The 26,056-nt window shown below is 56.0% G+C and carries 25 protein-coding genes; 8 read left to right on the top strand and 17 right to left on the bottom strand.

The genetic code is table 11. The annotated features are described in order from the left end of the window. The first annotated feature begins 141 nt into the window (after positions 1-141). Complete coding sequence (locus SHM7688_RS16140; RefSeq protein ID WP_058240993.1) at positions 142-1,353, top strand: bifunctional alpha/beta hydrolase/OsmC family protein; 1,212 nt, start codon at positions 142-144, stop codon at positions 1,351-1,353. 9 nt (positions 1,354-1,362) lie between these two features. Here SHM7688_RS16140 and SHM7688_RS16135 read toward each other — a convergent pair whose 3' ends face one another. Both SHM7688_RS16135 and SHM7688_RS16130 read right to left on the bottom strand, forming a co-directional pair. Beyond that, a complete protein-coding gene (locus SHM7688_RS16135) occupies positions 1,363-1,680 on the bottom strand; it encodes a hypothetical protein (RefSeq protein ID WP_058240992.1) in 318 nt (105 codons plus the stop codon). An 11-nt stretch (positions 1,681-1,691) separates the two neighbouring features. Next, the gene (locus SHM7688_RS16130) at positions 1,692-2,249 is read right to left on the bottom strand and encodes a hypothetical protein (protein ID WP_058240991.1); all 558 of its coding nucleotides are present in this window, start codon (positions 2,247-2,249) and stop codon (positions 1,692-1,694) included. Positions 2,250-2,410: 161 nt separating this feature from the next. On the opposite strand from SHM7688_RS16130, the gene purB reads away from it, so the two are divergent. From purB to SHM7688_RS16115, 3 genes are all read left to right on the top strand, one after another. After that, positions 2,411-3,715, top strand: coding sequence for an adenylosuccinate lyase (purB, locus tag SHM7688_RS16125; RefSeq protein WP_058240990.1), 1,305 nt, complete (start codon positions 2,411-2,413; stop codon positions 3,713-3,715). A gap of 135 nt (positions 3,716-3,850) precedes the next feature. Beyond that, the gene (locus SHM7688_RS16120; RefSeq protein ID WP_223229295.1) at positions 3,851-4,387 is read left to right on the top strand and encodes a tetratricopeptide repeat protein; all 537 of its coding nucleotides are present in this window, start codon (positions 3,851-3,853) and stop codon (positions 4,385-4,387) included. Positions 4,388-4,453: 66 nt separating this feature from the next. Further along, positions 4,454-5,533: a flagellar motor switch protein FliG gene (locus SHM7688_RS16115; RefSeq protein WP_370733556.1), complete on the top strand. Its 1,080-nt coding sequence runs from the start codon at positions 4,454-4,456 to the stop codon at positions 5,531-5,533. A gap of 36 nt (positions 5,534-5,569) precedes the next feature. On the opposite strand, the gene SHM7688_RS16110 is transcribed toward SHM7688_RS16115, so the two are convergent. After that, positions 5,570-6,277 (bottom strand): DUF1223 domain-containing protein, encoded by a 708-nt coding sequence (locus SHM7688_RS16110; RefSeq protein ID WP_223229296.1) that lies wholly within the window; start codon positions 6,275-6,277, stop codon positions 5,570-5,572. A gap of 219 nt (positions 6,278-6,496) precedes the next feature. On the opposite strand from SHM7688_RS16110, the gene rpiB reads away from it, so the two are divergent. After that, complete coding sequence (gene rpiB, locus SHM7688_RS16105) at positions 6,497-6,934, top strand: ribose 5-phosphate isomerase B (RefSeq protein WP_058240989.1); 438 nt, start codon at positions 6,497-6,499, stop codon at positions 6,932-6,934. Between the two features lie 82 nt (positions 6,935-7,016). On the opposite strand, the gene SHM7688_RS16100 is transcribed toward rpiB, so the two are convergent. The 10 genes from SHM7688_RS16100 to yajC form a co-directional block, all read right to left on the bottom strand. Beyond that, entirely contained in the window at positions 7,017-7,571 is a 555-nt protein-coding gene (locus tag SHM7688_RS16100) for a DsbE family thiol:disulfide interchange protein (protein ID WP_223229297.1), read from the bottom strand. Beyond that, complete coding sequence (ccmD, locus tag SHM7688_RS16095) at positions 7,568-7,717, bottom strand: heme exporter protein CcmD (protein WP_058240988.1); 150 nt, start codon at positions 7,715-7,717, stop codon at positions 7,568-7,570. The genes SHM7688_RS16100 and ccmD overlap by 4 nt, the downstream gene beginning before the upstream one ends. Continuing rightward, the gene (locus tag SHM7688_RS16090) at positions 7,714-8,466 is read right to left on the bottom strand and encodes a heme ABC transporter permease (RefSeq protein ID WP_058240987.1); all 753 of its coding nucleotides are present in this window, start codon (positions 8,464-8,466) and stop codon (positions 7,714-7,716) included. The genes ccmD and SHM7688_RS16090 overlap by 4 nt, the downstream gene beginning before the upstream one ends. Before the next feature lie 91 nt (positions 8,467-8,557). Continuing rightward, positions 8,558-9,214: a heme exporter protein CcmB gene (gene ccmB, locus SHM7688_RS16085; protein ID WP_058240986.1), complete on the bottom strand. Its 657-nt coding sequence runs from the start codon at positions 9,212-9,214 to the stop codon at positions 8,558-8,560. After that, complete coding sequence (ccmA, locus tag SHM7688_RS16080) at positions 9,211-9,831, bottom strand: heme ABC exporter ATP-binding protein CcmA (protein WP_058240985.1); 621 nt, start codon at positions 9,829-9,831, stop codon at positions 9,211-9,213. The genes ccmB and ccmA overlap by 4 nt, the downstream gene beginning before the upstream one ends. 202 nt (positions 9,832-10,033) lie before the next feature. Next, positions 10,034-10,396, bottom strand: a complete 363-nt coding sequence (locus tag SHM7688_RS16075; protein ID WP_058240984.1) for an Mth938-like domain-containing protein — start codon at positions 10,394-10,396, stop codon at positions 10,034-10,036. A gap of 23 nt (positions 10,397-10,419) precedes the next feature. Further along, positions 10,420-11,187 (bottom strand): sulfite exporter TauE/SafE family protein, encoded by a 768-nt coding sequence (locus SHM7688_RS16070; RefSeq protein ID WP_058240983.1) that lies wholly within the window; start codon positions 11,185-11,187, stop codon positions 10,420-10,422. Beyond that, complete coding sequence (secF, locus tag SHM7688_RS16065; protein ID WP_058240982.1) at positions 11,180-12,148, bottom strand: protein translocase subunit SecF; 969 nt, start codon at positions 12,146-12,148, stop codon at positions 11,180-11,182. The genes SHM7688_RS16070 and secF overlap by 8 nt, the downstream gene beginning before the upstream one ends. A gap of 4 nt (positions 12,149-12,152) precedes the next feature. Continuing rightward, positions 12,153-13,814, bottom strand: coding sequence for a protein translocase subunit SecD (gene secD, locus SHM7688_RS16060; protein ID WP_058240981.1), 1,662 nt, complete (start codon positions 13,812-13,814; stop codon positions 12,153-12,155). Between the two features lie 31 nt (positions 13,815-13,845). Beyond that, positions 13,846-14,130, bottom strand: coding sequence for a preprotein translocase subunit YajC (gene yajC / locus SHM7688_RS16055; protein ID WP_058240980.1), 285 nt, complete (start codon positions 14,128-14,130; stop codon positions 13,846-13,848). 226 nt (positions 14,131-14,356) lie between these two features. Here yajC and serS point away from each other — a divergent pair, with 226 nt between their 5' ends. Continuing rightward, on the top strand, positions 14,357-15,649 hold the full coding sequence (gene serS, locus SHM7688_RS16050) for a serine--tRNA ligase (protein ID WP_058240979.1): 1,293 nt from the start codon (positions 14,357-14,359) through the stop codon (positions 15,647-15,649). An 84-nt stretch (positions 15,650-15,733) separates the two neighbouring features. On the opposite strand, the gene SHM7688_RS16045 is transcribed toward serS, so the two are convergent. The 4 genes from SHM7688_RS16045 to SHM7688_RS16030 form a co-directional block, all read right to left on the bottom strand. Continuing rightward, on the bottom strand, positions 15,734-16,714 hold the full coding sequence (locus SHM7688_RS16045) for a fatty acid desaturase (protein ID WP_058240978.1): 981 nt from the start codon (positions 16,712-16,714) through the stop codon (positions 15,734-15,736). A 205-nt stretch (positions 16,715-16,919) separates the two neighbouring features. Continuing rightward, the gene (der, locus tag SHM7688_RS16040) at positions 16,920-18,410 is read right to left on the bottom strand and encodes a ribosome biogenesis GTPase Der (protein WP_058240977.1); all 1,491 of its coding nucleotides are present in this window, start codon (positions 18,408-18,410) and stop codon (positions 16,920-16,922) included. A 48-nt stretch (positions 18,411-18,458) separates the two neighbouring features. Further along, a complete protein-coding gene (locus SHM7688_RS16035; protein WP_223229298.1) occupies positions 18,459-19,760 on the bottom strand; it encodes a PQQ-like beta-propeller repeat protein in 1,302 nt (433 codons plus the stop codon). A 27-nt stretch (positions 19,761-19,787) separates the two neighbouring features. Next, positions 19,788-20,468 (bottom strand): tetratricopeptide repeat protein, encoded by a 681-nt coding sequence (locus SHM7688_RS16030; protein ID WP_058240975.1) that lies wholly within the window; start codon positions 20,466-20,468, stop codon positions 19,788-19,790. A 225-nt stretch (positions 20,469-20,693) separates the two neighbouring features. Between SHM7688_RS16030 and SHM7688_RS16025 the strand changes: the two genes are divergently transcribed. Continuing rightward, positions 20,694-21,968, top strand: a complete 1,275-nt coding sequence (locus tag SHM7688_RS16025; protein ID WP_058241000.1) for an efflux RND transporter periplasmic adaptor subunit — start codon at positions 20,694-20,696, stop codon at positions 21,966-21,968. Next, entirely contained in the window at positions 21,965-25,876 is a 3,912-nt protein-coding gene (locus SHM7688_RS16020) for an efflux RND transporter permease subunit (protein ID WP_058240974.1), read from the top strand. Before SHM7688_RS16025 ends, SHM7688_RS16020 begins: the two co-directional genes overlap by 4 nt. The last annotated feature ends 180 nt before the right edge of the window (positions 25,877-26,056 follow it).

Here is a 26,056-nt window from a genome sequence, read left to right as displayed (position 1 = left end):
TCAAATTCTCTCAAAGCATCCATCGAAACAAATATGACAGAAACTCGCATATGCTCACCTTGCCGTGACTTTGCGAAATCTCTCTTTTCGAATGGTACCATCACACACACATTGGCACCAAACGCCTTCAGGAGTGCACATATGCCCATCGAACGAATTTCATTTCCCGGCCACAATGGCGACATGCTGTCGGCGCGTCTGGATTTGCCGGAGGGACCGCATCTGGCAACGGCGCTGTTTGCGCATTGCTTCACCTGCTCCAAAGACATTCCAGCAGCGCGACGGATTGCAGGGCGCCTTGCGGCCATGGGCATCGCGGTCTTGCGATTTGACTTCACGGGACTGGGGCACAGCGAAGGGGAATTTGCCAATACACATTTCTCCTCCAATGTGGCGGATCTCGAAGCCGCAGCGGCCTACTTGCAAAGCCGCAACATGCCCGCGCGCCTGCTGATCGGTCACAGCCTCGGTGGAGCTGCGGTGATCAAAGCCGCGACAAAAATCGACAGTGCCAAAGCGGTGGTCACGCTTGGCGCGCCCTATGAGCCCCATCACGTCAGCCATCAATTCGGCGATGCTGTGGCCGAAATTGATGCAGCGGGACAGGCTGAAGTTTCTTTGGCTGGGCGTCCCTTTACGATCACACGGGATTTTCTAACCGATATATCAGGCCAGAACCTGCAGCCCTGCATTGCCTCGATGAAGAAAGCGCTGTTGGTTTTGCACGCGCCCAGAGACACAACTGTCAGCATCGACAATGCTGCGCGTATCTTTGAAGCTGCCAAACACCCCAAAAGCTTTGTCACATTGGATGACGCAGATCACCTGATCAGCAACGCCAAAGACGCAGAATATGCCGCAGAGGTGATTGCATCATGGGCTGGGCGGTATCTGGATCTTGCGCCCCCGGCTCCGCCTCCCGGCGCGCCTGAGGGTATTGTGCGCGTCTCAGAAGCCGATCCCGAAGGATTCTTGCAAGATGTGAACGCAGGCCCGCTGCATCATATGCTGGCCGATGAGCCCCTTGCCTATGGTGGCAGCAACCGGGGCATGACGCCCTATGGATTCCTCGCCGGTGGCTTGGGCGCCTGCACCTCTATGACCATTCGCATGTATGCCCGGCGCAAATCATGGCCCCTGACACATGTCTGGGTCGACGTGAGCCATGACAAGGTGCACGCCCGCGACGCAGAAGCCCCTGCAGGGCAAAAGGTGGATGCCTTTACGCGCACCATTCATTTGGAAGGGGAGCTGACGGAAGAACAGCGACAGCGCCTGCTGGAAATTGCAGATCGCTGCCCTGTTCACCGCACATTGGAGCGCGCCTCAGAGGTGCGCACCAATCTGGCGTGATAAACCCGTTTAGCGACGTCCCGGGCGAGGGCTCGGCCGGGGCCGCGCGACCGGAGGACGCGCCACTGGCGGCTTCGCCACAGGCGGACGTGGCTCAATCGGCTTCACGGGACGTTCCGGGCGATCAGGACGATCCGGTCTGTCTGGTCGGTCGGGGCGATCTGGGTAATCCGGATAATGATGATAGTAGTCGTTCCACATCATGCTGTCATAGTAGACACCGGTGCTGACATAGCCGGATGAGGTGCCATCACAGGCCGCAAGGGTCATCAACCCCGCAATAAGACCAGCAGGCATCACAAAGGAGCGCAGTTTTTTCATAGACATCACTCTCTCCTTCAGCGTGCTTTGATCGATTGCAGAATTGCGTTGACGTCATCCAATGCGCTGACGTCATAGCCTTTCTCCAAAACCGTGAGCCCAACCACCACGCGGTTGTTTGGCAGATCCAGAAGCATCACAGTGAAGTCGATAGCCTTGCCATTGCGCCGACCTGTGCCTTCAATGATATGGGCTGGATAGCCCGCAACGCGGCGTTCGGAGCTTCCGGTAATTTCCGTTGTTTTGGCCAGCTGCCCGCCCAGATTGCGCGCATAGTCCTTCGCATCTTCAAGCGTGCGAAGACGTGACGGGGAAATCAGCCCCATCCACACGCCATGGCCGTTCTCCGGCGATAGGCCAAAAACGCGTTCAACCGCGCGCAGCCCCTCTTCTGTCGAGGCCTCAATATCGCGGTCCCCACCAACACGAAGCGTCCAGAAGTCCGGTACGGTAACTTCAAACACCTTATCGCTTGCATCCGAATAAATGGCTTGGGTCTCTGCCAATGCCGTCTGAGCGCCCGCCAGAAGAAATCCGGCCGTCAGAATGGCACCGAATTTGGTCAATCGTGTCATACATTTACCTCCAACAAATTCCTCCCCATATGCACATCCAAGAGCAGAATAGTACAGGAAATTTACGCCAATACAGCTCTATGCTGCCCTGCTGACTTGCTGTTTTGCCCTTCAAAGGCTAAAGGAGCCGCGACCCCACGCTAACAAAATAAGGCTGAGATATGATCCCTCGCTATGCCCGCCCCGATATGGTCGCCGTTTGGTCACCAGAAACCAAGTTCCGCATCTGGTTTGAAATCGAGGCACATGCCTGTGACGCGCAAGCCAAACTCGGTGTGATTCCGCAGGAAAATGCGGATGCGGTTTGGAAAGCCAAAGACGTCGAATTCGACGTAGCACGGATTGATGAAATCGAGGCCGTCACAAAACATGACGTGATCGCCTTCCTGACACATCTGGCAGAACATGTTGGATCTGAAGAAGCGCGTTTTGTTCACCAGGGCATGACATCTTCTGATGTTCTGGACACATGCCTGAACGTACAGCTGGTGCGCGCCGCAGATATCCTTCTGGCGGATCTGGACAAAGTGCTGGCAGCCCTGAAGAAACGCGCCTATGAGCACAAAGACACGCTGCGCGTGGGCCGCAGTCACGGCATTCATGCAGAACCCACAACGATGGGTCTGACCTTTGCGCGTTTCTATGCAGAAATGGACCGCAACAAAGCCCGCCTGCGGCAGGCGCGCGAGGAAATCGCAACCGGTGCAATTTCCGGCGCGGTCGGCACATTTGCCAACATTGATCCGGCTGTCGAAGAACACGTTTGTGAGCAACTGGGCCTGACGCCAGAGCCGATCTCCACGCAGGTGATCCCACGTGATCGCCACGCCATGTTCTTTGCAACCCTCGGTGTGATCGCAAGCTCAATTGAAAACATCGCAGTAGAGATCCGCCACATGCAGCGCACCGAAGTGCTGGAAGGTGCGGAATTCTTCTCGATGGGTCAAAAAGGCTCTTCTGCCATGCCGCACAAGAAGAATCCGGTTCTGACAGAAAACCTGACTGGTCTGGCCCGTCTCGTGCGCATGACCGTCATTCCGGCCATGGAAAACGTCGCCCTCTGGCATGAGCGTGATATTTCTCACTCTTCCGTGGAACGTGGGATTGGCCCCGATGCAACCGTCACGCTCGATTTTGCACTCAACCGCCTGGCCGGTGTTGTCGACAAGATGCTGATCTTCCCTGAAAACATGCTCGACAATATGAACAAGTTCCCTGGCCTTGTGATGTCTCAGCGCGTGCTGCTTGCCCTGACACAAGCTGGTGTATCGCGTGAAGACGCCTACTCCATGGTACAGCGCAATGCGCTCAAAGTCTGGGAAGAGCGCGTGGATTTCCAAGAGCAGCTTCTGGCGGATGCGGAAGTTATTGCGGCACTGGGCGTCGATGGCATCAATGAGAAGTTCGACATGGGGTACCATACCAAACATGTCGACACTATTTTTGCGCGGGTCTTCAAAGACTGATAAGCGCTTACACAAAATAGTGAGGCGCAGCCCAGTGCTGCGCCTTTTTTTGTGATCTGACGCCGGTGTGATTTAGCCATCCGATTTGGGCATGATAGCGTAATGCTAACAAGTTTGAGTAAACAGGAGCCCAAAATGACATTGATGAAATCTGCACTTGCAGTCTGCCTTGCAGCAACCATTGCCGGTCCAGCCCTCTCTGCTGGCGGCGGCGGTGAAACACCAAAGCCCAAAACCGTTGTCTGCACCGATGGCAAGGTTTTCAGCGAGAGCAAAGGCAAATGCGTGGTTCAACAGGACAGTGCGCTGACGGATGAAGACTACTTCAAAACGCTGCGCAGCCTGGCCTATGCCGGAGAAAATGAGGCGGCACAGGAGCTGTTGCAGCTTTTGAATGATCCAAATTCAGATCTGGCCCTCACTTATTGGGGCTTCACCCATCGCCGCCTTGGGGATGTTGAAACCGGCATGGCCTACTACAACAAAGCCTTGCAGCAAAACCCGGATAATATCCTTGCGCGCTCCTACATGGGGCAGGCCTTTGTCGAAGCCGGCCGTCTGGATCTGGCACGCACGCAACTGCATGAAATTCGCACCCGCGGCGGCGAAAACACCTGGGCGGAAGCCTCCCTTTCCGAGGCCATCAAGACCGGTACAACATTCAATTATTAACCATGTTGTTCAGGGTTTCTTTAGGGTTGAGTGGTTGATTGCCACTCAACACCTATGGAGACTTTGATGAGCAGTCCGATTCCTCTGGCGCCCTTTGGGGGCGACGCTGATGTGCCCAGCCTTGGCTATATGCGCAAAGGCAACCTGACACGCCCTCAAAAGGCCGCCATCATCGTTAGGTTTCTGCTCAATGAGGGAGCTGAGCTTTCTCTGGCAGAGTTGTCCGACAACCATCAGGCCGATCTGACCTATATGATGGGTGACATGGGCTACATCGATCGGGAAACCTTGGGCGACGTCCTCATGGAGTTTGCCCAAGAACTCGAATCCATTGGCCTCTCCTTCCCCAATGGGATCTCTGGCGCACTAAGTGTGCTGCAGGGCCAAATCAGCCCGCTCACCGAAGCGCGCCTGCGCAAGGAAGCCGGCGTGCGGATGATTGGCAACCCTTGGTCGCGCATCAAAGAGCTGGATGTTCCGGAACTGATCAAAATGATCGATGGGGAAAGCATTGAGGTTTCCGCAGTACTGATTTCCAAGCTGCCCGTTGACAAGGCTGCGATGATCCTCGCCAAACTGCCCGGCGACAAATCTCGCCGCATCACTTTCGCGATGTCCATGACAGAAAACATCACGCCAGAAGCCGTTGACCGCATCGGGCTGACCTTGGCGTGTCAATTGGAAGACCGGCCGCCAAAGGCCTTCAAACAAGGTCCCGAAGATCGTCTCGGCGCGATCCTCAACAACGCAACCACCGCGACACGCGACGATGTGCTGGACTCTCTGGACGAAAAGGATGCGGAGTTTGCCGGGGCCGTGCGCCGCCGCATCTTCACCTACGCACATATTGCAACACGCCTGAAACCACTCGACGTGCCACGCCTGGTCCGCGATCTGGACGAAGCCACGCTGATCACTGCCATGGCCTATGCCACAGAGGGCGATTTTGGAATTTCCACCGAGTTCATCCTCAACAACATGTCCGCGCGTATGGCAGATCAGCTTCGCGAAGGCATTGGCGAACGTGGAGAAGTGAAAACCAAAGAAGCCGAAAGCGCGATGCAGGAAATATGTACAGGTGTGCGGGAATTGGTCGAACTTGGAGAAATTGAACTCCTCACCGACGACGATGACGACGAAGATTAATACATGGCCTGCAACAACTTGCAGGCCAAAATTCAATCAAAATACTCGAGCCGCAGCTTCGATTGGACCGCCGCTTTCGCGTTGGATGATCACCACAACCGGCTGATCGCCCTTCACACGCAGGTTTAGCGACAGATCCGCCGCACCATTCCAGGATTGGACCTTCTCCCAACCATCAACAATGTTCGCATATGTCAGCACACGTCCCGCGTTTTCACCACGCTTGATCGAGATCTTCTCCTCAGCACGATAGCGCATGACATGCACCACCATTGGAGCTTCAATATCTGATTTTGCTTTGACTTCAATGAGATCACCGTCTCTTTTGACATCAAGATCCACATTCCGCTTTACCGCTTTATGCGCTGAGATGAGCTTTTCCACCTGATCGGGATGTGCGCCCACCACGTGATCTTTCCCGTTCACAATCATCTGTGGCGTATAGACAGACCGATGTCCCGCCGCGCGCGCATATGTATGCTGCCGCTGCGTATAGGCCGGGCTGGCAAATTCATCTTTCCAACCGATGTAGTCCCAGTAGTCCACGTGCAAAGCCAAAGCGATGACATCCTGTCGCCCCGCCAATTGGCGATGGAAATAGTCATCCGCTGGCGGGCAGGAAGAACAGCCTTGAGAGGTGTAGAGCTCGACAACAACAGGCATATCCTCTGCCACCACCGCAGAAGCCACGCTCATCCATATTGCCGCCAAAATACCGCTCACGCGCATCATGCTTTGATCCATCCCATTGCTCTTTTCCCGCCCTCCTTACTAAGACGTCAATTGACGAGATGCCAATCAAGGTTTCGAGAGAAATCAGTGAGCAAGACGCAACGTCGCTGTCACATATAAGGTCAAAGCCGTTTCACCATTGAATTGCCTTCGCAAACACCGCGCAACAATTGCGCTTTCAGGCGTATAGCCCTATGGGTCAGACAGCTTCGCAACCAAGGATCTGCCTCCATGACCCAGAAACGCATCGTTCTTTCCAGCGATCACGCTGCCATCGATCTGCGCCAGGCCATTGCCAAACACCTCACCCAACAAGGGTATGACGTCACCGACATCGGCCCGGTGACAACCGAAAGCACCCATTACCCTCTGCATGGCAAAGCTGCGGCGGAACATGTGGTATCAGGTCAGAGCGATCTGGGGATCATTCTATGCGGCACCGGTCAAGGGATCATGATGGCGGCCAACAAAGTGCCAGGCATCCGTTGCGGCGTGTGTATGGATACCTTTTCTGCCAAGATGATCCGGGCCCATAACAACGCCAATATGCTCTCCATTGGCGCACGTATCGTTGGTGAAAGCCTGGCGCTTGAGTTGGTTGATGCTTTTCTTGCAACCGAATTTGAGGGCGGCCGTCACGCCACCCGCGCCGATATGATCGAGGGCTGACACGCCCAAACGACAACAAAAAGGCCCCACAGGGGCCTTTTTACAAACGCGGCTCTGATGAGAAACGACGGAAAGCTCTAAGTTATTTCAGAGCGTCCAGTGCCGGGCGCAGACGCCCCTCAACTTCGCGTTGGGTCACAGGCCCAGCAATCCGCAAAACCACATTGCCTTCACCATCAATCAGATAGGTTTCCGGCACGCCGTAGACGCCCCAGTTCAGCGCAAGCCGCCCTGCGTCATCCGCACCAACAGCCTGATAGGGATCCCCCAGCTCTTCCAGGAAGCTCAGAGCATTGTGCGGCGCGTCCTTGTAGTTCACGCCAAGAATAGTCAGCCCTTCTGCCTGCAATTGCGCCAGATTTGGATGCTCCACACGACAAGGCCCACACCAACTGGCCCAGAAATTGACCAATGTGGGTTTGCCTTGGCGCAGCTCCGCGTGCCCCCAGAGCGCCTTTGTGCCCAGCTGAGACAGGGCCACCTCAGGCGCCTGTTGCCCCACAAGTGCACTTGGCAACTCATCGGGGTTATCCCGTTGCATCCCCCACAGAAACAAAGCTGCCAACCCTGCAAACAACAAAGGCGGCAGGATCATCAGAACCGGAATCTTCTTTTTGGGCTGGCTGTCTTCGCTCATTTACGGCGCGCCTCCACATCCTCTAGAGCCAGTTTGGCTTTGCGCGCGGCACGCACGCTCCACCACACCAATGCGACGATCAGCAGGATAGAGACCGCATAAGACGACAGAACGGTCTCTGCATATTTCCCCAGATCAGGCATCATGCCATGCGCTCCCGTGCCAAAAGCGCGCGTGTGCGCCGCTTGTGAATTTCTGTACGTGTGCGCAGCAAAACAAGCGCCACGAACAACAAGACAAATCCGATGATGCAAACCAGAAGCGGGTAAAAGAACACATTGGAGACTTTCTCTTCGGTGTCTGTGCCCGTGATCGCCCCCGCCCGCATGACCGATGCTCCCTGATGCAGGCCCTGGTTCCAGAAGTTCACCGCATAGCGGCTCAATACCGCAAAGACGGAGCCAACAATGCACAATACAGAGGTCAAATCAGCCGCCGTATCCGGATCATCAATCGCCTCCCACAAGGCGATGTAGCCGAGATAAAACAGAAACAGGATCAGAAAAGATGTCAGACGCGGATCCCATGCCCACCATGTGCCCCACATCGGTTGCCCCCAGATCGCCCCGGTGATCAGAGCAATCACTGTCATAGTGACACCAATGGGGGCGGCTGCTTTGGCCGCCAAAGCACTGACATGATGCCGCCGTACCAACCAGATCAGAGAGGTCACCAGCATCATAAACCATGCATTGATCGCCATGAGCGCAGCAGGCACATGAAGATAGATAATCTTCACTGTCGCACCCTGCCTGAAATCATCCGGCGTGAAGAAAAATCCCCAGACCAGACCAATCACCAAACAGACCGTCGCGCCCATCGCCACCGGTGCCAGAAACCGCGAAACGGTTTGGCTGAATTTCACCGGATTGGCGTATTCCCAGATCGATCCCATATGGCCGTCCTATCTTGCTATCCATCGTCTTGCATCTCACTTTCATGAGAGCCGCCCATGCGCTTTGACATGGGTTAAACCCACCGTCAGGCTAGCGCAAATTTACCCGCAATACCAAGGCACTCGCAAAGGGCAAAAGCGCAATCACGCCAAAGCTGATCCCCGCCAACATCAGCAGCGGCGTGCTCACCGCCTGCCCCTCAGCACCCCGGCGCGCAAGCTCCGCCCCAAAGATCAGCGTGGGCACATACAGCGGCAAAATCAAAAGAGACAGCAACAAGCCCCCCCTTTTGAGCCCGACCGTCAGCGCCGCACCAAAGGTGCCAATCACACTTAGCGCAGGCGTGCCAAGCGCCAATGATACCACCAGCCAGACAAAGCCCTGAGGCGGCAGATTCAAAAGCACGCCAAAAAGCGGCGCAGCCACCACAAGCGGCACCCCCGTGGTCATCCAATGGGCCAGCGCCTTGACCGTTACAACGGCTTCCAGCGGCAACGGCGCAGTCGCCATCAAATCCAAAGTGCCGTCTTCCCAATCCAAGGCCAAAATCCGGTCCAATGACAAAAGACAGGCCAGCAAAGCCCCAAGCCAGAGCACACCGGGGGCAATTTTGGTCAGCAGTCCACTTTCCGGCCCAACGGAGAAAGGCACAAGCACAACCACAATCAGGAAGAAGGCAATCCCAAGTCCAAATCCGCCACCGGCGCGGAAGGCCAGTATCAAATCCCGCTTCAACAAAGCTCTCATAGAAAGGCCTCATCATAGCCGCTGATCGCTGTTGCCCCGGCAACCGCCTTAAAAGGCCCAACATCCAAGATATTTGCCTGCAACCCCAAATCGATATGTGTGGCAAGCAGGGCGCTGCCACCAGAGGAAAGATGCCTCTGCACAGCTTGTGCAAACAGGGCCACAGAGGCCGTATCAAGGGACACCGTGGGCTCATCCAAAATCCAGATTGGCCGCGCAGTTACCAAAAGTCTGGCCAGACCCAGGCGCCGCTTTTGCCCCGCCGACAGGCTCCCGGCCAGGCGGTTGCGCAAATCTGAGAGATCAAAGGCATCAACGGCCTGTGTGATGTCTTTCTGTCCAAAAACATGGGCCCAGAATTCAAGGTTTTCTGCCACGCTCAGCATGGATTTTAACCCGTCGCTATGCGCGGCGTAGGCCAGACTGTCCTCAGGGGCCTCCACTGTGCCTTTGAATGCTGGCTGCAACCCGGCCACAGTGCGCAGAAGCGTTGTTTTTCCGATGCCGTTTGGCCCTTTGACCACAAGCGCATCTGAGGGCGCGAGCGTAAAACTCACCCCTTCCAAAACAGCCACACCGCCACGTGCCACGCTGAGATTTTTCACCCGCAAAACCATGGTTTCCCCTTAGCTGATCCCATTCACAAGCAAAAGAGCAACCTTTTGACGCATCAAGAGGTTTGCGCTGCGATGGTGCCCAGGCTTTATGTGGCGCGTTTAGGCTCAGCGCAGCTGAGCCATGCCCAACAAAAACATCTCATCAAAGATGAGAAAGATTTTGGCGGGAGCCTCTGTGTTTCACGCCCCCATTCTGCTGCTGTCAGCCCTCCAAAACAGGCAGCATCACAGCGGCAACCCGCCGCCCCTCGCTGACCAGAACATTGTACGTCCGACAGGCCGAAGGCGATGCCATGGGCTCCACGCCGATACCGGCTTCTTCCAAAACCTGCCGAAAAGCGCTGTCGACCGGTGCCATTGTGGCCCCTGTGCCCATCAGGATAAAATCGATCTCACTCTTAAGCGCCAAAATCGCGTCTACATCCTCAACGCCATTCCATGAGCGCGCGCCCTTGGCATGGATGATCGCGCCCCCTTCAATGACCTCTCCGCCAATGCGAAAAAAACCCGGACCATAGCTGTCAATTGGTATGGCGTCTGCAAAAGTCACTTCTGTCATCTGCATAATGGTCTCCTCTCAGAAAGCCGCTAGTGGGTGCCCAGACCGTCCAGAAACGGCAGACCAGACAGCGCAGCCATGGCAATGATCATATAAGCCACCCCTCTGTATAGCCGCTCATAGTCGGGATGAAAGAGCCAGCCCCCCAAAAGGTTCCCGGCCATGGCTGGCAGAGACAGCATAAATCCCAAAACAAAAGGCGTGCTGTCAAACCGCCCCAATCCAAATACCACGATCAAGAGCAGGATGTCATAGAAGAACAGATAGGCAGAGGTATTTGCGCGGATCACTTTCGGCCCATGCGGACTGGCCATGTAAAACAAGATCACAGGTGGCCCCGGCAGTCCGGCGGCACCGCCCAGCAGCCCACCTGCCCCGCCGATCCCATAGACCATATGCCGCGTCACCGCACCTCGGTAGCGAAACCCGGTCAGTAAAACCGCCAGCATAATCAGGGACAGACAGGACACGAGATAGCGATAGATCTGTGGATCGGTTCGATCCAGCAGCCAAAGCCCCACCGGCATCATAATCACCACCCCGAACATCAACCGCATCAGGTCGCGCCGGTGCCCGTCGCGCAACGCCGCAGGAATATGCACCGAAGGCGCAATGATATCCATGGCCGCAAGCGTCATGATCGCCCAGAGCGGCTCCATCACCTGCGCTGCAATTGGAAGGTAGATCATCGCGGTGCCAAATCCGGCAAATCCGCGCACAATGCCCGCCACAAAGGCGGCAAGCGCGACCCAGACAAGGCCTTCAACGGCCAGTGCCTGGGTCAGGACTTCAGGCATCAATATTGGCAAACTGATTGCCAGCGGTATTGTCCGGCTTGGACCAATCCCGCTTCACGCCGAGCTTCAACAACACGGCAGAGGCGATAAAGATCGAACTATATGTCCCCACGATCACGCCCCAGATCATTGCAAAAACGAAACCACGGATCACATCACCGCCCAGCACAAAGAGCGAAATCAACGCCAAAAGCGTGGTGACCGATGTCATCACTGTGCGGCTCAGCGTCTCATTGATCGACAGGTTCAAAACCTCTTTCAGCTCCAGCTTTTTGAACTTGCGCAGATTTTCCCGCACACGGTCAAACACCACTACCGTATCGTTCAACGAATAGCCGACGATGGTCAGCAGGGCCGCGATAATGGCGAGATCAAATCGGATCTGAAGCTCAGAAAACACCCCAATCGTCAGCACCACATCATGCACCAGCGCCGCCACAGCGCCGAGGGCAAATTGCCATTCAAAACGCAGCCAGATGTAAACCAAAACCGCCCCAATCGCGAGCACAACCGCAATGGCCGCAGTCTTGATCAACTCACCCGACACCTTTGGCCCCACGGATTCAACGGAAACAAAAGAAATGTCTGGCGCAACGGTTTGCAGCTGCGCCTCGATCCGTTCAATCACATCTGAGGTCACGGATTCCGTCCCTTCCTGCGCCTGAATGCGGATCATGGTCACATGCTGATCTTCTTCAAAGGTGGGGTCAAACACCTCCGTGATCGAAATATCGCCCAGCTCAAGCGGCACCAGTGCATCGCGATACTCCGAAATCACCACCGCCTGCGTGCTTTCCGTCCGGATGGTTGTCCCACCCCGGAAATCGATGCCAAAATTTAACCCCTGCACAAAAAAGCTCACCAGAGCCGCCACCATCAGGGCACCAGAGATGCCAAGCCAGAGGGTTGGACGAGAAAAGAAATCCCATTTGGTGTCTTGCGGAACAAGTCTCAAACGCATGGCATTATACCTCAATGGTCTTAGGACGGCGGCGTTCAAACCACATCACGATCATCAAGCGCGTCACGAAGATCGCGGTGAAAACGGAGGTGAGGATGCCAAGGCCGAGCGTGATCGCAAATCCGCGCACCGGGCCAGAGCCCATCGCAAACAGGATCACAGCGGTGATGAAGGTTGTGATATTGGCGTCCAGAATGGCGGAGAGCGCCTTTTCATAGCCAAGCTCAATGGCGCGCGCCGGACCTTTGGCAGATTTCAGCTCTTCGCGAATACGCTCAAAGATCAGAACATTGGCGTCAACCGCCATACCGATGGTCAAAACAATGCCTGCAATGCCGGGCAAGGTCAGCGTGGCCCCGATAAGGCTCAACAACCCAAAAATCAGCCCAACATTGATGATCAAAGCGATATTGGCATAGAGCCCAAAGCGGCCATAGCTCAGGAACATGAAGACCAGCACCGCAATGAAAGCCACGATACAGGCGATGCGACCGGCCTCAATACTGTCTTGTCCCAGCTCAGGACCAATGGTGCGCTCTTCAAGAAATTCCAATCCAGCCGGCAAGGCCCCTGCGCGCAGCAGCACGGCAAGGTTGGTGCTTTCTTCAACAGAGAACCGTCCGGTAATGATGCCAGAGCCACCTGCGATATGCGCCTGAATGACAGGTGCAGAGATCACCTCTCCGTCCAGCACGATCGCAAAGGGACTGCCAATGTTTTCTGCGGTATAATTGCCAAACTTGCGCCCCCCTGTGGGGTTGAAGCGGAAGGATACCGCTGGGCGGTTGTTCTGATCAAATGTTGGCTGGGCATCCACCAGGTCTTCACCCGTCACCACAGGGGCGCTTTCCACAATGTAGAACACGCCCTCTTCACCCAAGGAAGGCAGCACCTCATTGCCCGCACCTGCCGTCGCATCCGCACTGGACGCGCGCCCAACAACAGGATGGAAGGTCAGCTGTGCCGTGGTTCCGATAATGCCTTTCAGCTCAGAAGCAGAGCCGATGCCGGGCACCTGAATGAGGATCCGATCCGCCCCCTGACGCTGGATTGTGGGTTCGCGAGTGCCCACTTCGTCAATACGGCGGCGAATGATCTCAAGCGCCTGCTGCACCGTGCGATCATCTGTGGCCAGTTTTTCCGCATCAGACAGACGCACAACAATGATATCGCCGTCCGTTGACACAACAATATCACTGGCGCCAGCACCGGTCAGAGAGGTCACAGGGCGTGACAGCCCCCGCACCAGAGACGCCGCCTGTTGAATGGCTTCAGGTTTGGAGATTTTCACACGCAGCTCATCTGCAGGGGATGGCTGCAGACGAATGGTGCCAATCGTGGCGCGTTCGGCACGCAACAGATCGCGCACCTCAGGCCACATGCTTTTCATGCGGTTTTCATAGACATCCTCGACCTGCACTTCGGCAAGAAGATGCGCCCCACCGCGCAGATCCAACCCCAGATTTACGAGGCGACTGGGCAAGAAAGAAGGCCAGCCAGCAGCCAGCTCTTCAATCCCATTTCCAGAAAGCCCCGCCTCCAGGTCGGCAACGGCGTCATTATGGGCCTCGACCCTCGGATAAAACGCGTTTGGCATGGCCAGAAGCAGACCCACCACGCAGGTGAGCATGATCAGGACCCGTTTCCAAAGGTCGATTTGCAGCATGTCGGATGCCCTGTTGGTCTTGTTTTTCTAGTTATTCGGACTTGGCTGGCTCGGTTTTGGAGGTCACCGATGCAATGGTGGATTTCACCACACGTACTTTGACGTTTTCTGCCAGCTCAACTTCGACCTCATTGTCGTCTTTCACCTTGGAAACTTTCCCAATCAGGCCGCCTTGGGTCACGATCTGGTCACCACGGCGCACAGCGGCAACCATGGCTTGATGTTCTTTCATTTTCTTCTGCTGCGGACGGATCAGCAGGAAATACATGATCGCAAAGATCAGAATGAGCGGCAGAAACTGGCCGATTTCTTGCATAGGTGAGTTTCCCTCTAATTGGAGCGCGCCTCAGGCGTCGCAAAGTCGCTGGGAACCTATGTGGGCTTGGCGTCACTTGCAAGGCGTCAAAGCCCTTGACCTACGGCGAAACACACTTAAGAGCACAGACAGCCCTGCCAACATCACCGATGGTTACGATTAACCAAGATTTCGGCCATAAGCAGGGGGAGCAAACGACTCATCTCAAGCATGAAGGAATAGAGAGATGCATGACATTAAAGCGATCCGCGAGAACCCGGCCGCTTTTGACGCCGCCCTGACCCGCCGTGGGGATGCGGCCATGTCATCCTCCCTGCTCGCATTAGACGAGGAGCGGCGCGCCAAAATTGCTGCGGCTGAGGCAGCGCAGGCCGCTCAGAAAGCCGCCGCCAAAGATGTGGGTGCTGCCAAAGCCAAAGGCGACGAGACCGAGTTTGAACGGCTGCGCGCCCTTGTGGGTGAGAAGAAATCCGAAGTGGCGGCAATGCAGAATGAGGCCAAGGAGCTGGATGCCAAGCTCAATGACGCGTTGGCGCGCATTGCCAACCTGCCCGCCGCGGATGTGCCGGATGGGGCGGATGAAGACGACAATGTCGAAATCAACCGCTGGGGCACCCCGCGCGAAATGGATTTCACCCCGGTGGAACATTTTGAGATCGGCGGCGTGGCCGCGAGCATGAATTTTGACACCGCCGCCAAAATCTCCGGCGCGCGGTTTGTGATGCTCAAAGGCGCAGTGGCGCGCATTCACCGCGCGCTGGCGCAATTCATGATCGACACCCATGTGGATGAAAACGGTCTGACCGAAGTGAACACCCCGGTGCTGGTGCGTGATGAGGCAATGTTTGGCACGGATAAACTGCCCAAATTTGCCGAAGACAGCTATCAGACCACCAATGGTTGGTGGCTGATCTCCACCTCGGAAATCCCACTGACCTATTCGGTGGCAAATGACATCCTCGAAGAAAGCGCCCTGCCGATCCGCATGACCGCGCATTCCCTGTGTTTCCGTTCGGAAGCGGGCAGCGCGGGCAAAGACACCTCCGGCATGCTGCGCCAGCACCAGTTTGAGAAGGTGGAGATGGTCTCCATCACCCATCCGGACAACAGCGAAGACGAGCAGAAGCGCATGCTGCGCTGTGCCGAAGACATTCTGGAAAAGCTCGGCATCCCTTATCGCACCGTGGTGCTCTGCACCGGCGACATGGGCTTTGGCGCGCGCCGCACCTTTGACATCGAGGCGTGGATCCCGGGCCAGAACACCTATCGCGAGATCAGCTCTGTCTCCACCACCGGTGATTTTCAGGCGCGCCGCATGAACGCCCGCTTCCGTCCCGCCGATGGCGGCAAGCCGGAATATGTCCACACGCTCAATGGCTCCGGCCTCGCAGTGGGACGCTGCCTGATTGCGGTCTTGGAAAACGGTCAACAGGCGGATGGCTCCGTCCTTCTCCCCGAGGTGCTGGCACCTTACCTCGGAGGAAAAACCACTCTCAACACAGAGGGCGTATTGATCTAAAAAACAAAGAGCGCGGCCCGACTGGACCGCGCTTTTTCATTTGCCCCCCCCAATATCCCGGGGGTGCGGGGGCTGACCCCCGCCCTATTCTGCTGGCACGGCACCTTGGGCGCGTGTTTTCGGAAAAGGCACAAGCCGCTCCTGCTCTTCATCCCAAAGCTTGAGTGAAAAAGAGCGTATCGCTTCGGGCCACTCAATGGTGGGCAAGTCAAATTCCTGCCTGAGCATCTGATGGCATTTGCGCAGATTATAGTGCGGGATCCGCGCATTGTAGTGATGAATGTCGTGATAAGCGATATTGGCGCTGGCCAGGTCCATCCACCAGCCAAGATCCAGCGCAGAAGAGCCCTGCAAAGCCGCCAGACGTGGGTCCAGATCCGGGCGGCGATCCCAATAGGTGTCTTCAAAATTATGCTGAAGATACACCATGAACACCCCCACCATGCCGCCAAAGAACGAACTCAGAAACCAGATCAATACCCCTGTCCAGCCTGCCAAAGCATAGATCAGCCCCATATAGGAAAAAACAGCCAGATTGTGCAGCAGCACGGAACGCCACATGGTCTGCGCGTTCTTGGGCCAGCGGTACCGGATAAAATAGGTGAAAAGACTTCCCAATGGGATCAACACAAAGGGATTGCGGTACAGCCGATACTGCAACCGCTCCCAAAAACCGGCAGTATTCCATTCGCGCAACGTCATCGTATGGATTTCCCCGGTATCGCGGTGATCGAGATTGCCCAGATGACTATGATGCATATTGTGATTGTGCCGCATGGCCGCATAGGGCGCGAAAGTCACGAGCGAAAGCGCCTCCCCTGCCAGATCATTGTGCTTGCGCGTTTTGAAGAGCGAGGCATGGCCAGCGTCATGCTGTAAAACGTACAGTCGCACAGCCGAAAGACCGTTCAGTGCCATCATGGGCAACAGCACATACCACATGGTCTGGAAGGCAATCGCCAGATAAAGCGTTGCAAGGTAAAATACAAAGGTGCCAAAGAAACTGATCGCACCAAGACGATCGTCCTGCACAGTAAAGTCTTTCAAGCGCCCGCGAATCTCCATCGCAAACCCCTCTCTTTCAACAAAAATAATGCCTGGTCACAAAATGACTGGGTTGGGCTCAAATAAAATATCCCTCAAAATCGGGATCGTATGCGAGAACTATAGCGTGAAAACACTCCGGCTCAATGTGCGCGTTTGCGCCGGATGGACGCAAAACACCCGCGCGAAGGCACGGGTGTCTGTTTAGAAGGCACGTTTTATGAACTCAATGCGGCGCGTTGCGCCCTTTAATGTGCTTGCGCAGTCGTGACGGCGTAGATTTCTTCTTGCCTTTGTAAGGGTTCTTGTCCCCCTGCCCGCGCATTGTCAGGCGAATGGGCGTACCGGGCATATCAAAAGTCTCGCGCAAACCATTGATAAGATAGCGAGAGTAGCTCTCCGGAATCTTATCAGGATGGCTGCACATAACCACAAAACCCGGGGGGCGGGTCTTTGCCTGTGTCATGTAGCGAAGCTTGATACGCTTTCCCTGCGGCGCTGGCGGCGGATGCTGCTGAAGCATTTCCACAAGCCAGCGGTTGAGCTGGGCCGTCGGCACACGGCGGTTCCAGGTATCATAAGCGCGCAGAATGGCGTCGCGCAACCGCTCCAGCCCGCGTCCTGTTTTCGCCGAAACCGTGATCAGAGGCGCACCCCTCAGCTGAGGCAACAGACGGTTAAACGCTTCTTTGAGATCGCGCAGCTTCTCCTGCTTCTCGTCCTCAATATCCCATTTGTTCACGGCAACAATCACAGCGCGGCCTTCCCGCTCTGCCAGATCCGCGATTCGCAGATCTTGTTGCTCAAAGGGAATGGCCGCATCCAGCAGCACCACCACCACTTCCGCAAATTTCACCGCGCGCAGACCATCACCCACAGACAATTTCTCAAGCTTGTCCTGCACCTTGGCCTTTTTGCGCATGCCGGCGGTGTCAAAAATCCGCATTGGGGTTTCGCCCCAGTTGGTGCGCAGGCTGATCGCATCACGCGTGATCCCGGCCTCAGGCCCCGTCAGCAAGCGATCCTCGCCAATGATCTTGTTGATCAATGTGGATTTGCCCGCATTCGGGCGGCCAACCACCGCAATTTGCAGCGGCTTTTTCTCCGTAATCAGCTGAGACGGCAGAAGCGCATCCGGATCAAGCTCGGCATCAGCCTCATGCTCGGCAAGATCAACGTCCGTCTCCACATCGTCGTTCAAGGCTTCGGCGCGTTTGGCAAATTCATCGGCAATCGGCATCAACTGCGCATAAAGATCATTGAGACCTTCACCATGCTCAGCCGATAGGCGGATCGGCTCGCCCAACCCCAGAGAGTAAGCCTCGATGACGCCAGAATCCGCCGCCTTGCCCTCGCCTTTGTTGGCCGCAAGGATCACATGCGTGGCACGCTTTCGCAGGATTTCCGCAAAAATCATATCAGTGGGCGTGACCCCAGCGCGCGCATCAATCATGAAAAGACAGATATCGGCCATATCCACCGCCCGTTCCGTCAGACGCCGCATGCGCCCTTCCAGACTGTCATCAGTGGCGTCTTCCAGACCAGCGGTATCAATCGCGGTAAAGCGCAAATCGGCCAGTTTGGCATCGCCTTCGCGCAAATCACGCGTCACCCCCGGCTGATCATCCACCAGCGCGAGTTTTTTGCCAACAAGGCGATTGAAAAGCGTGGATTTGCCCACATTTGGGCGGCCCACAATGGCGAGCGAGAAACTCATGACAGATCTCCGGAACGTCTGAAGTCGCCCCGATATACCATTATTGCGTCAACGGAAAGCGTACAATTCGCCTTTGCGGTTCACAACGTACAGAACGCCCCCCGCCACAATCGGATTGGTGGCAGCCCCATGGGGCAATTCAACCGTATAGGTCAAAGCGCCGGATTGCGGATCATAAAACCGGATCAACTCATCTGAGGAAGCTACAACAAGCTGCCCACCTGCCATCACAGGTCCGTAGTGAGCGTGCATTTCAGATTGTTTGCGCGGTTTGCTGGAAACAAACTGTGGGAGTTGTTGCCCCCAAATCCGCTCTCCAGTGCTGGCATTCAAGCGCAGCAGTTCGTTGCGCTCTGACACAAGAAACAGCGATCCGCCTGCGGGAAATACGGGGCTCAGCGCACCATAATCCGCGGTCCACTTCCGTGCACCGGTTTCAATATCAAGAGCCGCAAGACGCCCGGAATGATTGCCAACATAGATTGTATTGCCAGCCACAACCGGATCACTTGAAATGTCCCCGATCGTATTGATGGAGCGGCCCGGAAGCGTTTCAGACAGGCTCGCTGTCCAGCGCGCCACGCCGCCTTGACGGAAGGCCGCCTGAATTTCGCCAGAGCCATAGGGGAAAATCGCATAACGATCCGTCACCGCAGGCGCTGCTGGGCTCTGAATGTTCTGTACTGTTGGAATGGAAATCAATTGCCACGCCACGCGCCCGGTTTTGGCTTCCAAAGCCCAGCCGGTAGCGTCGCCGGAGACTGCGTAAACCAGATCACCATAAACAGTTGGTGAGCCGCTCCCAACGGCTTGAAATTCCTGTTCCCACAGGTCGGCACCACTGGCCGGATCAAGCGCACGTAGACTGCCGTAGCCCGTGGTCACAAACAATGTGCCATTGCCATACGCAAGCCCGCCAGTGGAGGCCTGACCAGCCTTGTCACGAGAGGGCGTAAGATCTTTGCTCCAAAGTGTTTCACCCGCAGTGTTTGTCGCAGAGACCGTCGCAAGCGCATCGACCGTAAAGATCTTACCATCCGCCATCACCGGGTCCGCGGTGATGCGGTTCTTGCGCGATTCCGCCTGCCCAATGGACGCAGACCAGGCCAATGTTGGTCGCTGAGACAACGCGGCATTCGCGACGCGGTACTTTTGGGTGCCGATACGATGCGTCCAGGCGGCATTGCGAGATTGTGATGAGAGACGCAGCGCAGGGCTTTGATTTTCTGTCTTCTCAGCTTGCTCAAACAGATCTTCGCGTTCCCCTACAAGGATCACTTCAGGTTCCTGGCAAGCAGTCAGAAAGAGCGCGGCAGCGCCAGCTGCAAACATCCAAGTGTAACGTGTCACTGCACAGTTCCCCACGCTTTGTTAGTCTTATTGGCCAGCAACCGTGCCGATCGCATCTGTTGGCGTTTCGCCAAGTGCCACAATCAACTGAGATGCGCGTTGGCGCAAGCCCGCTGTTACACCGGCATCCTGAAGAAGCTCTTGCAATTGTGCGACAGCACTCTCTGCATCCCCTTCTTCCAAAGTCAGCAAGGCAAGTTGTTCACGTGCAAGAAGTGACAGTGGCATGCCTGGCGCAGCCAGCGTTTCCAAAGCCAGTCGGCGCTCTGATGCAGGTGTTTCGGACCCCTGCGCAAGCACCGCTTTGAAAGCCGCGATCTGGCGATAAATATCAGGCATGTCATATGTGTCGGTCACAATGCCCTGAAGCGTATTTGATGCCTCCGAGCCCTCGCCAATTTCAACTTGGTGCGTGGCAAGGAGCATATCTGCCACCACTTGTGCATTTTCTGAGTCCGTTTTCAGGTCGGACAAAGCTTCAACACGCGCAGCAGCCTCGCTTGTTGCAACGGCGGAAATCAGCGCATCACCAGTATTCTGCGCCGCTTTGAGCGCATTGTTCTTGCGAACCTCATTCGCTGCAGCGGCCCCAACAATCGCCACCACGGCCAGTACAGCAATCCAACCGTAGCGTCGGATCAAGCCAAACAAACGATCACGGCGCACTTCTTCGGTGACTTCTTCAATGAAACTGTCGGTATTGCTCACGCCGAGACTCCTGATGATTTGCCTTGTCTTATCGTTTTGTTTTCAAAGTGCCAAGTGCCGTACGCGTGATCCAGAGCATGGACAGGCAAATCGCGTCTTAGGTGTTTTTTGAACCGATGAGTTCAAAATTGCGTAGTTTAGGTTGTCTCCAGCGTTTGAAACGCCAATATGACTCTCAATATTTTACGCGCAAGCAGGCGCGTGCTCAAAGACAGGGACCAGCAGATGCGGCTCATTCCGTTTCTCATCGCGCTACTTGTGGCGGCATTTCTTTATATGTTTGTGGTCGAACGTGACCGCTTGTTGGCTTTTGCCCGTGGTGCGCCAACGACAGAACAACTGGATGTTCAGGAGGCACAAGACGCGACTGAAACGGAACAGGATGACGCAAAACAAGGGGCTTCGGCTCCTACATCAGGTGAGAATGACCTGATCCGTGTCGTGGCAATCCAAAGCACAGCGCGCACAATTGGCAGCACCGTGGTGTTGCGCGGCGAGACCGAAGCCGATCGTCAGGTGGAAGTGCGGGCTGAAACAAGCGGGCTGGTGGTCAGTGAACCCCTGCCCCGCGGCGCTCATGTAAAAGCGGGAGAAGAGCTTTGCAGGCTCGACGTTGGCACACGTATGGCGGTCCTTGCAGAAGCACGTGCAAGACTGAGCGAAGCGCAAGCCCGCGTGCCAAGCACCGAAGCGGCCATGATCGAAGCTGAGGCCCGTTTGGAAGAAGCCCGTATCAACGATAACGCCGCGCGCAAGCTGTCTGAAGGCGGCTTTGCCTCCTCAACCCGCGTCGCCAGCGCAGCAGCAGCCGTGCGCGCTGCGGAAGCGGCCGTACAATCAGCCACCTCAGGGTTTGAATCCACACAGGCCGGTATTGAATCCGCAACGGCGCTTGTGGCCGCAGCGGAGCGTGAAATCAAAAAACTCTCGATTGTTGCGCCTTTCGACGGGCTTCTGGAAAGCAAAACAGCGGAACTCGGCAGCTTAATGCAGCAAGGCAGTCTCTGTGGCACCGTCATTCGCCTCGATCCGATGCGCATTGTTGGTTTTGTACCTGAAATAGAAATCATGCAGGTGGAAGAAGGCGCATTGGCGGGTGCCCGCCTGACCACAGGTCACGATGTGAGTGGACAGGTGACATTTGTATCCCGCTCTGCCGATCCACAGACCCGCACCTTCCGCGTGGAGATCACAGTGCCCAACAGCGATCTGGCCATTCGTGACGGGCAAACCGCGGAGATCCTTATTTCGGCGGATGGGGCACCGGCGCATTTCCTACCTCAGTCGTCTTTGACACTGAACGACGAAGGTACATTGGGCGTTCGGCTTGTGGATGACAGCAATACCGTGTCCTTCAACCCGGTTGAGCTTCTGCGCGATGGGCAAGACGGCATCTGGGTCGGCGGGCTGCCTGACAAGGCGAATGTCATTATTGTCGGACAAGAGTTTGTGGTTGCCGGCGTCAAGGTGAACCCGAGTTTTCAGGAGCGTAACCCATGACCGGAGCCATCACATGGGCCGCAGAGCGTGCCCGTATGATTCTGGCGTTCATCGCAATCTCTCTTGTGGTGGGCGCCTTTTCTTACGCAGGACTGCCCAAAGAGGGTGAACCTGACATCGACATCCCAATTCTCTATGTTTCGGTGAGCTTCCCCGGCATTTCCGCAGAAGATGCGGAAAGCTTGTTGGTCAAGCCCATGGAAACGGAGGCTGTTGATCTGGATGGCCTCGACAAGATGACGGGCATCGCGTCAGAAAACCATGCTTCCCTGTTGCTTGAGTTTGATTTTGGCTGGGACAAGAGCGCCACAATCGCAGATGTGCGCGATGCGATGAACTCTGCGCAGGCTGATTTCCCAGAGGGTGCAGATCAATACACCATCACGGAAATCAACTTTTCGGAATTCCCGATTGTCATTGTGAACCTGACAGGGGACGTGCCCGAGCGGACAATGGCGCGTCTGGCCAAAGATCTCCAAGACGAATTTGAAGCCATTGATGCGGTTTTAGAGGCCGCAATCGCTGGCAACCGCGACGAGATGGTCGAGGTGGTGATCGATCCGCTGCGTCTGGAGTCCTACAATGTCACGGCCCCCGAAATCATTGGCGTTGTACAAAACAACAATCAGCTCATCGCCGCCGGTGAGGTCGACAGTGATCAGGGGACTTTCTCTGTCAAAATCCCCTCCTCTTTTGATGAGGTCAGTGACATCTACGCCTTGCCGGTGAAAACCAACGGTGACCGCATCGTCACATTGGGAGATCTCGCAGACATCAATTTCACCTTCGAAGACAGAACAGGCACGGCGCGGTTTGACGGCGAAAATACGGTTGCCCTACAGGTGGTGAAGGGCAAGGGCTATAACATCATCGACACCGTCAAAGAGATTAAGGCCACGCTCGCCAACGCGCAGGAAAGCTGGCCTGAAGAGCTCAAAGCCGCGGTGCAGGTCGGCACATCAAATGATCAGAGTCGCGTTGTTGGCTCCATGGTGCGCCAGCTTGAGGGCTCGGTGCTGACGGCCATTGCACTCGTGATGATCGTCATCCTCGCCTCCCTGGGCAGCCGGGCCGCAATGCTGGTTGGCTTCGCCATTCCTGCCTCCTTCCTCCTTTGTTTTGCCTTCCTCGCACTGATGGGTGTCACCATTTCCAACATGGTGATGTTTGGTCTCATTCTGGCCGTGGGCATGCTGGTGGATGGGGCCATTGTGGTGGTTGAATACGCCGACAAACGCATCAAAGAAGGCACAGGTCCGATGCACGCCTATGTGGAAGCGGCGCAGCGGATGTTCTGGCCGATTGTCTCCTCCACGGCCACCACACTCTGTGCCTTCCTACCGATGCTCTTCTGGCCAGGCATACCCGGCGAGTTCATGGGCATGCTGCCAGTGACGATGATCTTTGTGCTGTCTGCGTCCTTGCTGGTTGCCCTGATCTACTTGCCCGTGGTGGGCGGGATCTCCGGGCGTATGAGCCGCTTTTTTGGACGAGCATCTGAAGTGCTGCGCGCGCGGCTACCTTGGGTGGTGCGTGCGCTGTTGGTGCCACCTGCCCTGTTTGGCATGTTCTCCGGGGTCATGCAGATGCTGCACCCTACTTATCTGCTACCAGATGGATTCGGCATGAACATTTGGTTGTTAGGGGATAAGATTGGAGAGGACATTCCACTCCTTGTGGGCGCGATGATCTTCATACTATCCGCTTTTACAGCTTCGATCATGCTGAGCGCCGCAGAAATTAGATTTCCACGAAAGAGTGTCGAGTCCGGCTTCAGACTAAACGGCTTTGGGCTAGTCATTCGACTGATTGTGGGTAATCCAATCATGCCAATCGTAGCCTTTGTAAGTGTTATAGGTGTGGTTCTTTGGGTGTCGTTCTACTACGGGCAAAACAACAACGGTGTTGAATTCTTCGTCGATACCGAACCGGAACAGGCCACCGCATTGGTGCGGGCCCGTGGCAACCTGTCATTGGCGGAAAAAGACGCCATGGTGCGGGCCGCCGAAAACATCATCATGGATCACCCTGCGGTGATCAATGTCTTCTCATTTGCTGGCGAAGGTGGGCTATCGACTGGCGGACCAAGCAATAGCGAGTCTCCGCAAGACACCATTGGTCAGGTGCAGTTTGAAATCATCCCATGGGAAGACCGGCCAACCGTGCGGGAAAAATGGTTCTTTGACCTTCTGGAACGGGAGGTGAGCGCGCCGGACTTCGCCGGAAACACGGTGCTTGATGAACTCAATGCTGAGTTGGCCAAACTGCCGGGGTTCTTTGTCGAAACCAAAGCGCTTGAGCAAGGCCCGGGCTCAGGCAAGCCCATCCACCTGCGACTGCGTGGTGATGGTTGGGACGCCCTCAATGCGGCCACGGCACAAGCGCGTGAAGCTTTTGAAAACACTCCGGGTCTGACCTTGGTGGAAGACACGCTCCCCCTGCCCGGCATCGACTGGCAAATCGACGTAGACGTCGAAAAAGCGGGGCGCTACGGCGCAGATGTGGCCACGGTGGGCGCGATGGTGCAGCTTGTGACCCGTGGCATCCTGCTTGATACAATGCGGGTGGACAGCAGCGACGAGGAAATCGAAATCCGCCTCCGCCTCCCCGATCAGGATCGCGTGCTCTCCACCTTGGACACGCTCAAGGTCCGCACCGCAGATGGCTTGGTGCCCCTGTCAAACTTTGTGACCCGCTCACCGGTTCCCAAACGCGCTTCCATCGCCCGGATTGATCAGGAACGCTACTATGATGTGAAGGCAGATATTGAGCCGGGTTTGATAAAGCTGGTGTCTGGTCAGGACGACGATGTGGTCACCCACGCTTTCGTCAAGAGCATTGGCCCAGATGTCTCCGCCACCGGCGATATCATCACCGCCGCCAATGGGGATCGCTTTCACATCCACACGTTGGTGGAAGCGACCAATGTTGCGGATGTTCAGAGCGCGCTGGATGACGGTGCGCGCCGTGTGCCTGTGACCCCCACAGAACGCATTGAGACACTGACCAACTGGCTCAATACAACGACATTTGACCGCTCCGTGAGCTGGGAATGGACAGGCGATCAGGAAGAGCAGGCAGAATCTGCTGCCTTTTTGACCAACGCGTTTTCTGCGGCTCTGGGCTTGATGTTCGTGATCCTGCTCGCGCAATTCAACAGTTTCTACAACTCTGTGCTGGTTCTGCTGGCGGTGATTTTGTCGACCGCTGGTGTCTTGGTTGGCATGCTGGTCATGGATCAGACCTTCTCGATCATCATGACCGGCACGGGAATTGTCGCTCTGGCCGGGATTGTGGTGAACAACAACATTGTTCTGATCGACACCTATCAGGAGTACAGCCAATATATGCCGCGCATTGATGCCATCGTGCGCACGGCACAAAGCCGCATCCGCCCGGTGCTTCTGACCACCATCACCACCATGGCGGGCCTGACGCCGATGATGTTCGGGCTGAGCCTCGACTTTATTGAGGGCGGCTATTCGATCAATAGCCCGACCTCGCTTTGGTGGAAGCAGCTGGCGACGGCTGTGGTCTTCGGGCTGGGCATTGCGACTGTTCTGACACTGGTGTTCACTCCCTCCATGCTTGCGCTGCGGGTCTGGGCCACCACCTATTTTGGCTGGCTCATGCAGCTGCTGGCACGTCTGTCCATGGGGCGGGCCTCCCGCGCGGGGCAAGACTGGGCGCTGCGCCGAGCCGCACGGGATGTGAAACATCCTGTTCTGATGTGGAATGAGGACCTGCCGGACGCCTTGATCGCCGACGCCCCGGCACCGACAAAATCAGACATGTCGACACCGGTAGATCCTGAAGCCTTGGCCCCAGAGGTAGAGGCCCCCCGCGGCGACGGGAAAAAGCCGGCAAATGACTCACCAACATCCGGTGGTATCAAAGCAGCCGAATAAGCCCTGATATCAAAACGCGCGCCACTCTGACAGGCGCGCGTTTTACTTATGGAATGCTCTTCACACGCATCGGCTTTTCACATGTGGCGTGACCCAGCCCCCTGAAATCGGGCCATTGAGATGTTAGTAATCCGTCCAAGCAAAGGATGGACAATGAAACGCAGATTTTCGGACGAACAG

Origin of the sequence: Shimia marina, assembly GCF_001458175.1 — a bacterium.
GTDB lineage: Bacteria > Pseudomonadota > Alphaproteobacteria > Rhodobacterales > Rhodobacteraceae > Shimia > Shimia marina.
This window is presented reverse-complemented; position numbering and strand designations above follow the sequence as displayed.

What these genes read in the sequence shown, in the direction of transcription:
- SHM7688_RS16140 (WP_058240993.1), top strand. Translation starts at nt 142, where the DNA reads ATGCCCATCGAACGAATTTCATTTCCCGGCCACAATGGCGACATGCTG.
- SHM7688_RS16135 (WP_058240992.1), bottom strand. Translation starts at nt 1,680, where the DNA reads ATGTCTATGAAAAAACTGCGCTCCTTTGTGATGCCTGCTGGTCTTATT.
- SHM7688_RS16130 (WP_058240991.1), bottom strand. Translation starts at nt 2,249, where the DNA reads ATGACACGATTGACCAAATTCGGTGCCATTCTGACGGCCGGATTTCTT.
- purB (WP_058240990.1), top strand. Translation starts at nt 2,411, where the DNA reads ATGATCCCTCGCTATGCCCGCCCCGATATGGTCGCCGTTTGGTCACCA.
- SHM7688_RS16120 (WP_223229295.1), top strand. Translation starts at nt 3,851, where the DNA reads ATGACATTGATGAAATCTGCACTTGCAGTCTGCCTTGCAGCAACCATT.
- SHM7688_RS16115 (WP_370733556.1), top strand. Translation starts at nt 4,454, where the DNA reads ATGAGCAGTCCGATTCCTCTGGCGCCCTTTGGGGGCGACGCTGATGTG.
- SHM7688_RS16110 (WP_223229296.1), bottom strand. Translation starts at nt 6,277, where the DNA reads ATGGATCAAAGCATGATGCGCGTGAGCGGTATTTTGGCGGCAATATGG.
- rpiB (WP_058240989.1), top strand. Translation starts at nt 6,497, where the DNA reads ATGACCCAGAAACGCATCGTTCTTTCCAGCGATCACGCTGCCATCGAT.
- SHM7688_RS16100 (WP_223229297.1), bottom strand. Translation starts at nt 7,571, where the DNA reads ATGAGCGAAGACAGCCAGCCCAAAAAGAAGATTCCGGTTCTGATGATC.
- ccmD (WP_058240988.1), bottom strand. Translation starts at nt 7,717, where the DNA reads ATGATGCCTGATCTGGGGAAATATGCAGAGACCGTTCTGTCGTCTTAT.
- SHM7688_RS16090 (WP_058240987.1), bottom strand. Translation starts at nt 8,466, where the DNA reads ATGGGATCGATCTGGGAATACGCCAATCCGGTGAAATTCAGCCAAACC.
- ccmB (WP_058240986.1), bottom strand. Translation starts at nt 9,214, where the DNA reads ATGAGAGCTTTGTTGAAGCGGGATTTGATACTGGCCTTCCGCGCCGGT.
- ccmA (WP_058240985.1), bottom strand. Translation starts at nt 9,831, where the DNA reads ATGGTTTTGCGGGTGAAAAATCTCAGCGTGGCACGTGGCGGTGTGGCT.
- SHM7688_RS16075 (WP_058240984.1), bottom strand. Translation starts at nt 10,396, where the DNA reads ATGCAGATGACAGAAGTGACTTTTGCAGACGCCATACCAATTGACAGC.
- SHM7688_RS16070 (WP_058240983.1), bottom strand. Translation starts at nt 11,187, where the DNA reads ATGCCTGAAGTCCTGACCCAGGCACTGGCCGTTGAAGGCCTTGTCTGG.
- secF (WP_058240982.1), bottom strand. Translation starts at nt 12,148, where the DNA reads ATGCGTTTGAGACTTGTTCCGCAAGACACCAAATGGGATTTCTTTTCT.
- secD (WP_058240981.1), bottom strand. Translation starts at nt 13,814, where the DNA reads ATGCTGCAAATCGACCTTTGGAAACGGGTCCTGATCATGCTCACCTGC.
- yajC (WP_058240980.1), bottom strand. Translation starts at nt 14,130, where the DNA reads ATGCAAGAAATCGGCCAGTTTCTGCCGCTCATTCTGATCTTTGCGATC.
- serS (WP_058240979.1), top strand. Translation starts at nt 14,357, where the DNA reads ATGCATGACATTAAAGCGATCCGCGAGAACCCGGCCGCTTTTGACGCC.
- SHM7688_RS16045 (WP_058240978.1), bottom strand. Translation starts at nt 16,714, where the DNA reads ATGGAGATTCGCGGGCGCTTGAAAGACTTTACTGTGCAGGACGATCGT.
- der (WP_058240977.1), bottom strand. Translation starts at nt 18,410, where the DNA reads ATGAGTTTCTCGCTCGCCATTGTGGGCCGCCCAAATGTGGGCAAATCC.
- SHM7688_RS16025 (WP_058241000.1), top strand. Translation starts at nt 20,694, where the DNA reads ATGCGGCTCATTCCGTTTCTCATCGCGCTACTTGTGGCGGCATTTCTT.
- SHM7688_RS16020 (WP_058240974.1), top strand. Translation starts at nt 21,965, where the DNA reads ATGACCGGAGCCATCACATGGGCCGCAGAGCGTGCCCGTATGATTCTG.